Origin of the sequence: Arthrobacter sp. 1088 (assembly GCF_031455315.1) — a bacterium.
GTDB lineage: Bacteria > Actinomycetota > Actinomycetes > Actinomycetales > Micrococcaceae > Arthrobacter.
This window is the reverse complement of the sequence record NZ_JAVDSM010000002.1, coordinates 171,225-184,253: the sequence shown is the minus strand read 5'-3', so window position 1 is coordinate 184,253 and position 13,029 is coordinate 171,225. Positions and strand designations below refer to the sequence as shown.

Below are 13,029 nucleotides of genomic sequence, written 5' to 3'. Positions count from 1 at the left end.
TTCCTCGCTGGCTGCACGGGCGAACCGCGGCCCAACCCGCTGCCGTCGACGCCAGTGACAAGCTCGACGGCGGACCCTCCCACGGTCCCTGCGCCGCCGCCGACATCAACATCACAGTCACCACCGGTAACACCTGCCTTTCGCGAGCTGCAGGCAACTTTGGAACTCTTTAGTCGGGAGATGCTCCAGAACGGTGCGCCGGCGGTGCTGATGGAGGCCAGAGCCGGGCAACAAGTGTGGAGGCACGCGGCAGGTGTAAGGAGCCTTGACGGAGGGGCTCCCGCGCAGGCGGATGATCCGATCCGGGTGGGCGGGCTGACGCGGACCATGGTGGCAGTTTGCGTGTTGAAGCTGGTGGAAGAAGGCCGGCTGGTACTTGAGGATCCGATCGCCAGATACCTGCCGGGGATCGACGTCCTCCTGCCGCCGGGGCAAGAGTCAGTGACAGTCCGGCAATTGCTGGACCACACCTCGGGGACTCCCTATGCCAGCGGACTTTCGGATTATGCGGTCCTTGGCTTTTTGGTGGAGCGGCTGCGGGGGGCTCCACTGGGAACCGTGTTGCGAACGGACATCCTGGATCCCTTGAATTTGCATTCAACCATGGTGTTGGACGAGGGCCCCCTTCCGGCCGCGTTGGTCCATGGTTATGCAGTGCTGCGGGGTAAAACCGTGGACGTCACACATTCGGCGCAGCCTGGCGGCCCGGCTTCAGAGGGCGTGATCGCCAGCGTGGCGGACATCAACGCCTTCTATGCAGCGTTGCTCAAAGGGCGGCTGCTGTTACCGCAGAGCCTCCTGGAGATGAAGGGCCCGGTTTTCGCCGATTACGGATTGGGTCTGGACCACTGGAAGGACACGTGTACCAACGGCCTCTATTACGGCCATTCAGGTGACATACCTGGCTATGGCACCATCTCGATCAGCAGCGCTGATGGCAACCGTCAGCTCACCATTTCCTTGGCGTACCCGCCGCTGCCCCTTTCCACGCAACCCTCGGCCATCGCCTTGGAACTGACAGGGCTGGCCCAGGTCGCTTTGAACGCGAGCTGCCGCTTCCAGTTCCGCTGACGCCGGTCCTACGGAGGGCTGGGACCCTATTCGAACCGTGAAGGATCGCCCGTTCCGCGCCGCACTACCTCTGCCGTGCCGCTGGAGAAGTCGATCACTGTGGTGGGCTCTGAACCGGTATCGCCGGAATCGATCACTGCGTCCACTTCGTTGTCCAGCCGCTCCTTGATTTCCCAGCCCTGCGTCAGTGGCTCCTCCTGGTCAGGCAGCAGGAGCGTGCTGGACAGCAAGGGTTCACCGAGTTCCGCAAGGAGTGCCTGGACCACCTTGTGGTCCGGGATGCGTACGCCCACTGTCTTCTTTTTCGGGTGGAGCAGGCGTTTGGGGACCTCGCGGGTGGCCGGAAGGATGAAGGTGTAGCTGCCGGGGGTGACTGCCTTGATGCTGCGGAAAACATCGTTGTCGATCATCACGAACTGCCCCATTTGGGCAAAATCCTTGCAGACCAGGGTGAAGTGGTGTTTGTCGTCCAGTTGCCGGATGGTCCGGATGCGATCCAAGGCTTCCCTGTTGCCGATCTGGGCACCCAGGGCGTAACAGGAGTCGGTGGGGTAGGCGATCAGCCCGCCGCTTTGCAGCATATTAACCACTTGGCCGATGGCGCGTGGTTGGGGATCTTCAGGGTGGACGTCAAAGAATCTGGCCATGGAGAGAGCCTACGTCAAAGCTAGGACAGGATGTCTTTGGTAGTGAACTTCCCGTAGGCCAGCGCGCCGCAGACGGCAATATATCCAGCTTGGAGAAGCGCGTTTTCGCCAAACGATGTCCAGACAACCGGCTGCCGCAGGAGGTCGGCAAAGCCCAGCCAATGGTGGCTGAACAGCCAAGGATGCAGCCATTCCAGTTGTGGCAGGTTGTCCAGCACCTGCGATACCACCGAGAGGACGATCGTGGCGGCCATGGCGCCCACGGGTACGTCCGTGAAGGTCGAGATGAGCAGCCCGATCGCGGACAGGCCCAGCAGCGAGACCGTGATGTAGGCAGCGATCAGTAAGGAGCGCCATATTGACTCGCCAACCCCGATCGTGTCGCCGGAGAGCAGCGTGACAGGACCGATGGGGAAGAACACGACGCCGGCCAAGGTACCCGCCGCTGCCACCGTAGCCGTAGCGGCACAGCAGAAAGCAACGGCCCCGGCGTACTTGACCAGGAGCAGGCGGATGCGCCCCGACGGTGCCAGGAGCAGATACCGCAAGGTTCCCAGGTTGGCCTCTCCGGCGATGGTGTCTCCGGCCACCACGCCGACAGTGAGGGGGAGGAACAGCGGGACACACACCACGAGGGCCGTCACAGCAACAAAGAGGCCGTTCTGGGTGATCCGATCCAGGAACAGTGGCCCGCGGCCGGGTGTCGCCGGCCGGGACGAGAGCTTGACGGCAAGGGCAATCAGGATGGGAACGGCAGCGAGGGCCACCAGCATGGCCCAGGTCCGGAGGCGACGAAACAGCACGGATAACTCCGAGCCAAGCAACGCCCACCCCATCCCGGTATGGACAGCCTTGTCATTGGAAGTACTGGCTTTTCCAGCCCTTCCAACCCTCTCAAGAGTGCCACCAGTTTCAGCCGACAACGTCGAACCCCTCTCCGGTCAAGGACACGAACCGCTCTTCCAGGCTTGCGTTCTCCACAGAGAAGCCCCGGACCCGTACGCCGTCGGCTACCAAGGCCGCAACGATCTCCTCGGGCTCAACGCCGTCCAGTCCATTTCCCTGGATCACCCCGCGGCCAGGTGCTTCGCCGGGCACCAGCCCCAGCCGGGCCAGGACACGGGCAGCACGTTCGACGTCGGGCGTTCGTACCAGAACGTGCGCTTGCCCGGCAGACCGCAGTTCATCCAGCGGTCCTTGGGCCACCAGCCGTCCGGCACTCATCACCCCCACATGGGTACACATTTGTTCCACCTCGGCCAGGAGGTGGCTGGAAACGAAGACGGTGGTCCCGCCGGCGGCAAGTGAACGCACCAGGCTGCGAACCTCCCGGGTGCCTTGGGGGTCCAGCCCGTTCGTTGGTTCATCGAGCACCAGCAGTTCGCGCGGCCGGAGCATGGCGTTGGCCAGCCCGAGGCGCTGTTTCATGCCCAGTGAGTAGGCACGTACTTTCTTTCCGGCGGCGTGACCCAGCCCAACGCGGTCCAACGCTTCGTTGACGCGGTTGCGCCGGGTGGAAGACGATGCGTGGCGGTCCGCTGAATCCAGCCGCAGCAGATTGGCCGCTCCGGAAAGAAACGGATAGAACCCCGGCCCCTCCACCAGCGCGCCCACATCGGGCAACACCGAGGCCCACTGCCGGGGCATCTCCTTGCCCAGAACCCGTATCTCGCCGCTGTTCGCTGAAGCCAGTCCAAGTAAAACGCGGATCGTGGTGGTCTTTCCCGACCCATTGGGCCCCAGGAAGCCGTAAACCGCGCCACGGGGGACCGCAAGGTCAATGCCATCCACTGCGGAACGGTGCCCGAAGCGCTTCACGAGGCCATGGGTTTCTATGGCAAGGTCCATCGGTTGGGAGCCGGGAGCAGCTTCGCGGATCTCCGTCACAGGATGCCGATCATGGGGCGCTGTTCACAGGTTGCCCTTGGTTGTGCACCGATCATTGGGCACCGGTCATTGGGCATTCGCGGCTGATTCGAGCCGGTCCAAAGGCACCAAGCCGGCATACACGCGGCCGTCGTCGAGAATGAGGACGCTCACCAGGGCCGTGGTCAACGCCCGTCCGCCATTCACCGGTTGCAGGGCCTGGGCGAGTTGCGGGTTGGATGTGAGATCAGCGGGCGCCGTTCCAGCGGGCAACCCGATCACGGTGTCCCACCCTTCGCCGGTCACTGAAGGGCTGGGGCGGGGGAGCACGGGAATGGACGATCCCCCAGGTGTCGGAACAGGCTCATCCGGTGCCGGGACGGCAGGATCTCCCATCTCCCGCGGCATTGGCTTCATGGGGACCGGCTTCTCCGTGACAGTTGCACCGGCCGGAGGAGTGAAGTTAAACAAGGCCGCGTCAGGTGTGGAGAAGTTCACCTCGGTATAGGCAAGTGAATAAGCAGGCTCCGGCTGGCCCTTCGCGCGAACCTCGACGCCCAGCGGCAATCCAGTTTCGGAGTCGACGTTGATCGACAAAGAATCAACCAGTGTCCCGTCACTGCGCGGCACCAGGCTCAACCGGTAAGCGCTTCGACCCGCAACGGTGGAAGCTTCGCCCACCGTTACCTCTGTGCTGGAATCGATAGCTGACAGGAAGTGACGTGCCATTGCCTCCGGAGTGGGAATGTCAGGACGCGTTGATTCAGTCGGAAGGGACTTTCCCCGGTCTGCCAATGACGGCACAGGGACGCTCAGATGCGTAGCGCTGTTGTCAGCGGAATTGTAGAACCAGGCATCGCCGCCGTTGACCACAAAGTCACGCTCGGCCATCCTGTCCAGGATCTGCAGCTTGGCTTTGGAGGGTCCGTCCAGATAAATGCGGGCGGTGTGCGATCCTGTGAGCAATTCAAGTGCCGAGGTGGCCCCAGGTACGATTCCCGGGCCGGCAGTGGGAACCTCAGGCAGACCCAACTCAGCGGTTTGCACCACAGTGCCGGATAAAGCGCGCACCTCGGTACGGGCGATCATGGCCAGGATCTCGTCCGCTGTTTTGGGCGGCAGGGAAACACTCGCGCCAGCCTGAACGGAGCCGATGAGCGCCGCCAGCGCCAGTGCAAGGGGAACCAGGAGAGCTGGCAGCCACCGCTGCCTGGCCCACGCCATGACTACCGACCACCACACGTGAGAGGCATGAATCCAGACTACTCCGGTTACCTGTGCGGATCATCGGTGCGCGGCTGGATGCAGTGTGCACATCCAGCCGCCCACGCAACGGCGTCTACCAGGTCTCAGTCACCTTCATCAGGCCACGCGGAGCATCCGGATCGTTGCCGCGTTTCACCGACAACTGCAAGGCCAGCCGCTGGAGCGGCAGGATCTGCAGAATAGGAGAAAGCTCCTCCGAAACGCCCGCAGGCAAAGGAACAACCAAACTACCCGGAAGGGCGGCAGAGAGGTCACCCACCACGCACACGTGGGCACCCCGTTCTGCGAGCCTCTCCAGGACCGGGCGCATGGCCGTTCCCCCGATTCCCTCCGGTACAACGGCAATCACAGGATGCTGGGAGTCGATCATCGCAAACGGTCCATGCAGGAGGTCCGCGCCAGAGAATGCCTGCGCGGGAAGGTAGGAAGTTTCCATGAGCTTCAAGGCACCCTCCCTCGCAGTGGGATAGGAATAGCCGCGACCCGTAGTGATGATGCGCTCGGCAAAGCGGTAACTGCCGGCCACGTCCAACACGGCATCATCAGCCAGCACCGAAGCGGCCCAGTCAGGAATGCCCGCCGCGTTCGCGGACGTTCCACCACGCCACGCATCAACCAACAACCACAGAGCCAGAAGCTGTGCCGTGTAGCTCTTGGTAGCCGCCACCGCAGTTTCGCTCCCGGCCAGGATATCCACGTGATGCTCCGCAGCCCCGGCCAACGGGGACCCCGGAGAGTTGGTCACCGCCACGGTGAGGGCGCCAAGACGGCGGGCTGCCGCCGTCGACTCCACCAGGTCCGGTGAACCGCCGGACTGGCTTACCGCCAACCACAGCACACCTTCCAGTTGGGGCTTGGCTCCATACGCAGTAAGGGTCGACGGCGAGGCAAGGCCAACCGGCAACCCCAGACTGATTTCAATGAGGTACTTCGCATACAACGCCGCGTGGTCACTCGTGCCGCGGGCGGCAAGCAGGACAAACCGCGGGGACGTCCTCTTGATGATGTCCGCCATGGCAACGAACTGCTGGCGGCCCGAATCCAGGAGTCCGGCGAGTACCTGGGGCTGCTCGCTGATCTCATGGGCCATCTTGGCACCTGGAGTGGCCGGAACAGAGTGCGGGACGCCTGGGGAGGTAGGAGTGATGGTCATGGTTCCTGTCTGTTTTTCGAAGGGACAAAATCTCTGGGAATCAGGGATCGATCAATTGCCGGGCCAGCTTTACCGCGCCGTGCACCGGGGCTTGGCCCAGGATCCTGATCAGTGAGGGATCCTCCAAGGCAACCTTGCGGGCAACAGCGCCTGCCAGTTGTTCTTGATTGACCAGGAGACCACCAGCCATCACCAAAGGCAGGTCCAATCCAAGCTCGCCCAGTACTTGCCTGGCCAACGTGGCCAGGGAATGCGCGGCTTCGGCTTGAATCCTTAACGCAGCGGGATCACCCTCAACCGCAAGATCCAGGACCAACGGTGCAAAGCCAGCCCAATGGTCCGGCTCTGGCTTGGCATAGAAAAGATCCATGAGCTGCAGCGCGTCCGCGCTCGCCGTCGCAGCCAAAAGGGCGCTGACCATCGTGCCGGGTTCCAGCCCCGCGTAGTACTCGCGCAGGGCCTCCCGGACCGCGTCACGAACCACGGAGTACCCTCCGCCTTCATCGCCGAGCAAATAGCCGTAGCCTCCGCTGCGCGCCTCCCGTCCCTCCCGGTTCCGGCCCCAGGCTACCGAGCCGGTGCCTGCGACCAGGACCGCTCCGGCGTTGAGGTCTGCTGCGGCGAGGACGATGCGGGTGTCATGGACCACCTCGATCCTGGCACCCGGAAAGCGCTCGGTCAGCAAAGCACTCAGGACTGCCCTGCTGGCAGGCGTATCAGCCCCCGCGGCACCGGCGCAAACCGCCTGGACACCGTCACCGACAGCCGCCGCGATCCGCCGCAACACGGCGTCTGCTCCCTGGTGACCCACTGAGGACAGGTTGGCGCTCGCCTCGGTGATCTCAAGAGGTGCCTCGTTGCTTGGTTCCGTGCCCTGGCCTGGGTCCGAATCCAGCTCCGAACGGACAGCATGTGTCTTGGAACCTCCAATATGAAGGCCCAACACCGCCGGCGTCACCGGACAACCGCCGGTTCGGTGTCTTCCTGTGCGGGGATGTGTCCGGCCGCATCAGCCTCCGGCCACTTCCCACCGTTTTCCCAGTACTGCTGTATTTCCTCCAAGGGGCGGCCCTTCGTCTCGGGAGCGAACTTGCGGACAAACATAAAGCCGAGGATAGCCAGAACACCGAACACTGCGAAGGTGCCTGCACCACCCAACCGCTGGAGCATGGTCAGGAAGAACGCTGCCACCAGGACATTTGCCACCAGATCGGAGGTCAGCATCGCGCTTGCACCAAGCGAGCGGAGCCGGGAAGGGAAGCTCTCGCCGGCGTATACCCACACCAGTGCACCGAACCCGAACGTGAAGCCGACCGTGAAAAGAAGAACGCCAAGGAAGCCAAGGACGGTGAGCAGGCCGCCGAAGTCCTGGCCGGCCATGAAGACACCTACCAACAGGACATTGGCCACCACCATCATGCCTATGCCCGTCAACAACACCGGGCGGCGGCCCAGACGGTCCACCAATGACAGGGAAACAAAGACAGCGACGAGCGAGGCCACCTGCACTGCCGCGGGAAGCAACAGGAGCGCTGCATTGCCGCTGAAACCCATGGCTTCAAAGATCCTGGGGCTGTAGTAGACCACGGCATTGATGCCGGTGATTTGGATGAAGAAGCCCAGGCCAACCACGAACACCGTTGCGCGGAGGTAGGGAACGCGCAGCATTTCGCGCAGGCCGCCGCCGCGTTCTTCGCTGATGGCCCGCTGCATCTCTGCCAACTCGGCGTCCACGTCCTTCCCGGGCTCAATAGCGGACAGGGTCCGCCTGGCTTCCGCCGTCCTGCCCCGCATCATGTACCACCGGGCAGTGTCCGGCAGCTTGACCACCATGGCGAGCACAATGATTGCCGGGATCGCTGCAAGGCCAAGCATCCACCGCCATGAGCCAGTGCCTGCCAGGGTGTAGGCCGCCAGGTAGCCAACGATGATGCCGAGGACGGTGGCCACCTGGTACGCAACCAGCAGGGCGCCGCGGACCTTCGCCGGCGCCGACTCCGCGACGAACACGGGAACCACCACCACGGAGATGCCGATGGTGAGGCCCAGCAGTAGTCGGGCAATGAGCAGTGTCGGCACATCGTTGGACATGGCGCTGAGCACTGCGAAGAGCGCGTATCCGATCGCCAGGCCCACCATGCACGCTTTGCGGCCCACGCGGTTGGATAGCCAGCCACCCACCAGGGCTCCCAGCACCTCTCCGGCAACCACTGCGGTGGTCACAAGTTCCTGCTGGGATGTGGTGAGGCTGAACTGCTTGGTGATGAACAGCAGGGCGCCGGCAATGTTGGACATGTCGTAGCCGTAAATCACGCCGATGGTGGCGGCGGCGCCGCCCACCAGGAGCCCGAGCTTGGGTGTTTGCCGTAGGTCTTGCAGGATCGACATCTTTGTCCCTTGGATCTGTGGAAAAGTAGGGGTTTAGCGGAGATTCTCCGAAATTGGTTTAGACCAACCTGCACTAGATTGGCATAGACCAATCACCTTGTCTACAAGTAGGATGTCCAATATGTCCACAGATGTCGCGGCGGCAATGCCGAAGTACTACGTCCTCAAGACCGAGCTGCTTGCCTCGATCGCCGGACTCCAGCCGGGCACCCTCATCCCCACGGAACGGGCTCTGGCGGAGAAGTACAAGACGTCCCGCACCACCGTTCGGCAAGCCATCAGCGAGCTCGTCGCGGAGGGGAAACTGGGCCGCATCCAGGGCCATGGCACCTTTGTGGCGCCGCCAAAGATGACCCACGTGCGGCAGCTCACGTCCTTCTCCGACGACGCAAGGAACCAAGGCCTGCGGCCTGACTCCAACCTCCTGTCCCTGGCCGTGGCCAAGGCGGACGTCGACGTCGCAGCGCATTTGGGAATCGATCCTGGCGATGGCGTCACACGCCTTGAGCGAATTCGCTTGATCGACGGCGAACCCCTGGCCCACGAGGTCGCTTACCTACCGGGCAAGCTGCCACGCTTCAAGGCAAACCTGGAAAAGGCCGGTTCTCTCTATGCAGCCCTGGCCGACATTTACGGCATCCATATCTCCGACGTCGAGGACACCGTTGAGACAGCACTGGCTGGACCGGAGGACGTCCGGCTGCTCGGGATCGAAATGGGGGCGCCGTTGCTGGTGGTCCACCGCCTGGCGCGGGATGCTGCAGGGGTCCCTGTCGAATGGACGCGCAGCACGTTCCGCGGCGACCGGTTCCGCTTCGTCTCCCGGGTGAAGTCGGGCGCCTGAGATGGCCAATTCGCCGTCGGGGGAGTCCGTTATCCGTCGGGTAGTCCGCTTGGTGGAAGCCTTCGACGACGGACACCGCACCATGAGCGTGGCCACCCTTGCCCGCCGTTCAAAGCTCCCCGTCACCACGACGTACCGCTTGGTCGATGAGCTGCTCGCGGAGGGGCTGCTGGAACGCGAAGCCAACAGCGAGGTTCGCATCGGCACCCGGTTATGGGAACTCGTCTCCAGGAGTTCCCGGATGGTGGGGCTGCGTGAAGCCGCCCTGCCGTTCATGGAGGACGTCCAGTCCGTGGTTCAGCATTCAACAACGCTGGGGATCCTGGATTCGGATGAAGTGCTGTACATCGAGCGGATCGGTTCCAGGGATTCCATGGTGGACATCACCAAGGTCGCTGGGCGCCTCCCCGTGCACGGGACTTCGTCCGGATTGGTGCTGCTTGCCCACTCTCCGGCTGCCTACCAGGACCTCTTCCTGTCCAGGCCCCTGGAAAAGTTCACGGACTCGACACTTACCGATCCGGCTGTACTGCGCCGCCATCTGGCGGGCATCCGCCAGCGTGGTTTCGCTTCCATGCCCGGAATCATAGTTCCCGAGTCGAGCGGCATCGCAGTTCCTGTCTTTGACCGCGCCAATAAGGTGGTGGCAGCGCTGAGTGTCGTCGTCCCGCGGAATGAAGAAAATGCCGCCACCCGGGTACCCGTTTTGATGACGGCGGCCCGCGGCATCTCGCGTGCTTTGGGGTGGCGCGGCGAACTCAAAGGCGCCTTGCGGCAGAGCAACGGCAATATCTGATTCCCGTTCATCGGCAACGCTGTGGTTCCTCTCACAGGCGCGCTGGCACAGTGGAACCCAAGCAGGGCAACTCGCCCGGTAACCACAAAACGAAGCCCCAACGGGCAATTCCGTGCTGCCCTGCGTCGAAAACGGTATTGAGTCGAAACGATGTTGAGTCGAAACGATTTTGAGCAGCCGCAATGCCGCGGCAGGAGGAGCTGGTCATGGAGACAGCAACGCAGCCACTTCAAGGATTGACGGCACAACGCGTAGCCGGCAAGGTGGCCGTGGTCACGGGAGGCAGGGGAGACCTGGGCAGTGCAACGGCCCGCCTGTTGGCGGATCATGGAGCAGTGGTCGCCAGCCTTGACCGGGCAGGCACTGCCGGCGGGGCCAGCCACCCGGGCGTCAGGGAGTACGACGTCGATGTCACCGACGAATCGAGTGTCGCCGAGGTTGTCCGGCAACTCACCGCGGATCTCGGCACTGCGGACATTCTGGTCAACGCCGCAGGCATCATTGGACCAGCGGGAGCGAGCCACACCGCAAGCCTTGACGACTTCAACGTGATCTTTGACGTCAACGTCAAGGGCGTGTGGTTGATGACCAAGTACATCGTCCCGGGGATGATCGACAAGCAGTCGGGGAGCATCATCAACTTCTCATCCATCCACGGACTCACCGGTGGGCGTAATGTTCCGCTCTACCATGCGACCAAGGGTGCCGTCCGGCTCCTGAGCAAGTCCGATGCCGCAGCCTATGGCGTCCATGGCGTGCGGGTGAACTCTGTCCACCCGGGTTCCATGAACACCAGGATGAGCCGACGCTCGGCTGAGCAATCAGACATCGGACCGGAGGCCTACTACAGGCAGCTCGTGGGCGGCAACCCGCTCCCGCGCCAGGGTGAACCGGACGAAATTGCGTACGGAGTCCTCTACCTGGCTTCCGATGAATCCCGATTCACCACGGGCTCCGAGCTCGTCATCGATGGCGGTTACACAGCTGTCTGACCATCACCACCACAATTTTCCAGAGAGGCACCATCATGAAATTCCTGAACGGCACACGTTCCGATACCTACGACGTAGTAGTGGTTGGTTCCGGCGCGGGCGCTTTGACGGCAGCGGCGACTGCCGCGCGAGCCGGCAAGTCCGTCCTCGTGCTTGAAAAAACCCAGCTGCTGGGCGGTACGTCCGCCGTCTCGGGCGGCATGCTCTGGGTGGCCGACAACCACCATGCACGTGCGGCCGGACTGAACGATTCCAAGAGTGCGGCCGCCCGTTACGTCCGGGCTGTGGCCCGCGGCCGCGGCCGGGATGAACTGCTGGATGCAGCTTTGGATTACGGCGACACCATGCTCCGTTTCACAGAGGACGAGTGCGGCGTCAGGTTCATCTTCCTGGACAACTTTCCGGACTACCGCCAGGATCTCGCTGGCTCGGTGGAGGGCGGCAGGACGGTGGAGCCGGAGCTGTTCAACATCCGGGAGGCGCTCGGCGAACTCGCAGCCCACGTCCGTTCCGATGGCCGGGCACCGTTCACCATGCAGGAGTACGAGACGTGGGGCGCCTTCACCAAGTTCCCCTGGAAAGAACTCAACCAGCGGCAAGAGCGGGGCCTCGTGGCTAAGGGTCAGGCCCTGGTGGCGATGTTGCTGGCCAGCCTGGTCCGCGATGACGCTGCGCTTGTAGTCGGCGCACGCGGCCACCGGCTCCAGTACGACGGCGGCGGGGTAGCGGGCGTCGAACTCGAGTCGGGTGAAGTTTTCCACGCCAACGACGGCGTAGTCCTCGCCACCGGAGGTTTCGAATGGGACAAGGCTTTGGCGGACTCGCTCCTGGCTTCACGCTTGTACATCATGTGCTCGCCGCCCTCCAACACTGGAGACGGCCTAAAAATGGCGCAACGGATCGGTGCCCAGACCAGGGCAACCCGTGAAGCGTGGTGGGCGCCCATGTCCATTACGGGCGACACCCGCGACGGCGCACCCATTGGCACATTGCTCCGGTTTGAACGTCAGGGACCGGGCTCGCTCATGGTCAATCGCCACGGCCGCCGCTTTGCCAACGAATCCCAGAACTACAACGATCTCGCCCGCTGCCTGCAGTCGTGGGATTCGCCCAACAACCAGACCCTGAATACTCCGGCCCACGTGGTCTTCGACTACAGCTACCTGGAACGCTATGGGGTCCTCGCGCACAGGGCGGGCCAGCCCACGCCGAATTACCTGATCGAGGCGCCCACCCTGGAAGAACTGGCATTGAAGATCGGCGTCCCCGCAGGGAACCTGAAGGCGACGGTCGAACGCTTCAATGAGTTCGCAGTCAAGGGAGAGGACCCCGACTTTGGCCGGGGCGAAAGTGCCTACGACAAATACTGGGGAGACGACGATTGCCCCTGGCCAAACCCCTCGCTCGGTCCGCTGCAAACCGGCCCGTTCTACGCGATGGAGGTGGTCAATGGTGCGTTTGGCAGCAATGGTGGCGTGGCGACGGATGGCCTCGCGCGTGTACTGGACGTGGACGGACAACCAATTCCTGGATTGTTCGCCGCAGGAAACACTGCAGAAAATGCCTACGCTGCGGGCTATCCCGGAGCCGGCGCGACCCTGGGACCCATCATGACCATGGGGTACCTGGCAGGCCGGACCCTGGCAGGCCAATCCGCGGAGTATGAGGCTGTCCCGGCGGGGGTGGGCGCATGATCCGCCACACGGTCTTGTTCAAGTTCAAACCGGATTTCCCGCCGATGGACAAAGCAGCCTGGATCGAGGGCCTTGACCGGATGGAGGGCAACATTCCGGGGCTGCTGAAGCTCACCCACGGCTCGGACATCCTCCAGCAAGGGCGCTCTTTCGACTACGCCATTGTTGCCGATTTCAATGCGGTGGAAGAAATCGAGGCCTACAACACCCATCCCCTGCATGAGCCCCTCAAGAAGTATTCGTTCCCCAACAGCGAGCAGATCATCGCCGTCGACTTTCCGCTGTAGCCCTGGCCGCAGCACGTTGCCATTC

Annotated in this window: 13 protein-coding genes; 6 read left to right on the top strand and 7 right to left on the bottom strand. The window is 63.1% G+C overall.

Features of this window, described 5'->3' with window-relative positions; all coding sequences use genetic code 11:
* The first annotated feature begins 180 nt into the window (after positions 1-180).
* A complete protein-coding gene (locus tag J2Y41_RS03800) occupies positions 181-1,071 on the top strand; it encodes a serine hydrolase domain-containing protein (protein WP_309926263.1) in 891 nt (296 codons plus the stop codon).
* A 26-nt stretch (positions 1,072-1,097) separates the two neighbouring features.
* On the opposite strand, the gene J2Y41_RS03795 is transcribed toward J2Y41_RS03800, so the two are convergent.
* From J2Y41_RS03795 to J2Y41_RS03765, 7 genes are all read right to left on the bottom strand, one after another.
* Entirely contained in the window at positions 1,098-1,718 is a 621-nt protein-coding gene (locus J2Y41_RS03795; protein WP_216925826.1) for an L-threonylcarbamoyladenylate synthase, read from the bottom strand.
* A gap of 20 nt (positions 1,719-1,738) precedes the next feature.
* Entirely contained in the window at positions 1,739-2,554 is an 816-nt protein-coding gene (locus J2Y41_RS03790) for an ABC transporter permease (protein ID WP_309926260.1), read from the bottom strand.
* Between the two features lie 76 nt (positions 2,555-2,630).
* On the bottom strand, positions 2,631-3,605 hold the full coding sequence (locus J2Y41_RS03785) for an ABC transporter ATP-binding protein (protein WP_396133435.1): 975 nt from the start codon (positions 3,603-3,605) through the stop codon (positions 2,631-2,633).
* Positions 3,606-3,671: 66 nt separating this feature from the next.
* Complete coding sequence (locus J2Y41_RS03780; RefSeq protein WP_309926258.1) at positions 3,672-4,808, bottom strand: DUF2092 domain-containing protein; 1,137 nt, start codon at positions 4,806-4,808, stop codon at positions 3,672-3,674.
* A gap of 115 nt (positions 4,809-4,923) precedes the next feature.
* Positions 4,924-6,003, bottom strand: coding sequence for an SIS domain-containing protein (locus J2Y41_RS03775; protein WP_309926256.1), 1,080 nt, complete (start codon positions 6,001-6,003; stop codon positions 4,924-4,926).
* Between the two features lie 40 nt (positions 6,004-6,043).
* Positions 6,044-6,961 carry a BadF/BadG/BcrA/BcrD ATPase family protein gene (locus tag J2Y41_RS03770; RefSeq protein ID WP_309926254.1) on the bottom strand — a complete coding sequence of 306 codons (918 nt, stop codon included), beginning with the start codon at positions 6,959-6,961 and terminating at the stop codon, positions 6,044-6,046.
* A complete protein-coding gene (locus J2Y41_RS03765) occupies positions 6,958-8,391 on the bottom strand; it encodes a sugar porter family MFS transporter (RefSeq protein ID WP_309926252.1) in 1,434 nt (477 codons plus the stop codon). The genes J2Y41_RS03770 and J2Y41_RS03765 overlap by 4 nt, the downstream gene beginning before the upstream one ends.
* 112 nt (positions 8,392-8,503) lie before the next feature.
* Here J2Y41_RS03765 and J2Y41_RS03760 point away from each other — a divergent pair, with 112 nt between their 5' ends.
* The 5 genes from J2Y41_RS03760 (at position 8,504) to J2Y41_RS03740 (ending at position 13,004) form a co-directional block, all read left to right on the top strand.
* Entirely contained in the window at positions 8,504-9,235 is a 732-nt protein-coding gene (locus J2Y41_RS03760; protein ID WP_224091008.1) for a GntR family transcriptional regulator, read from the top strand.
* A gap of 1 nt (position 9,236) precedes the next feature.
* Entirely contained in the window at positions 9,237-10,031 is a 795-nt protein-coding gene (locus J2Y41_RS03755; protein ID WP_309926249.1) for an IclR family transcriptional regulator, read from the top strand.
* 206 nt (positions 10,032-10,237) lie between these two features.
* Entirely contained in the window at positions 10,238-11,023 is a 786-nt protein-coding gene (locus J2Y41_RS03750; protein WP_309926247.1) for an SDR family oxidoreductase, read from the top strand.
* A gap of 35 nt (positions 11,024-11,058) precedes the next feature.
* Complete coding sequence (locus tag J2Y41_RS03745) at positions 11,059-12,717, top strand: FAD-dependent oxidoreductase (RefSeq protein WP_309926245.1); 1,659 nt, start codon at positions 11,059-11,061, stop codon at positions 12,715-12,717.
* A complete protein-coding gene (locus J2Y41_RS03740) occupies positions 12,714-13,004 on the top strand; it encodes a Dabb family protein (RefSeq protein ID WP_309926242.1) in 291 nt (96 codons plus the stop codon). The genes J2Y41_RS03745 and J2Y41_RS03740 overlap by 4 nt, the downstream gene beginning before the upstream one ends.
* The last annotated feature ends 25 nt before the right edge of the window (positions 13,005-13,029 follow it).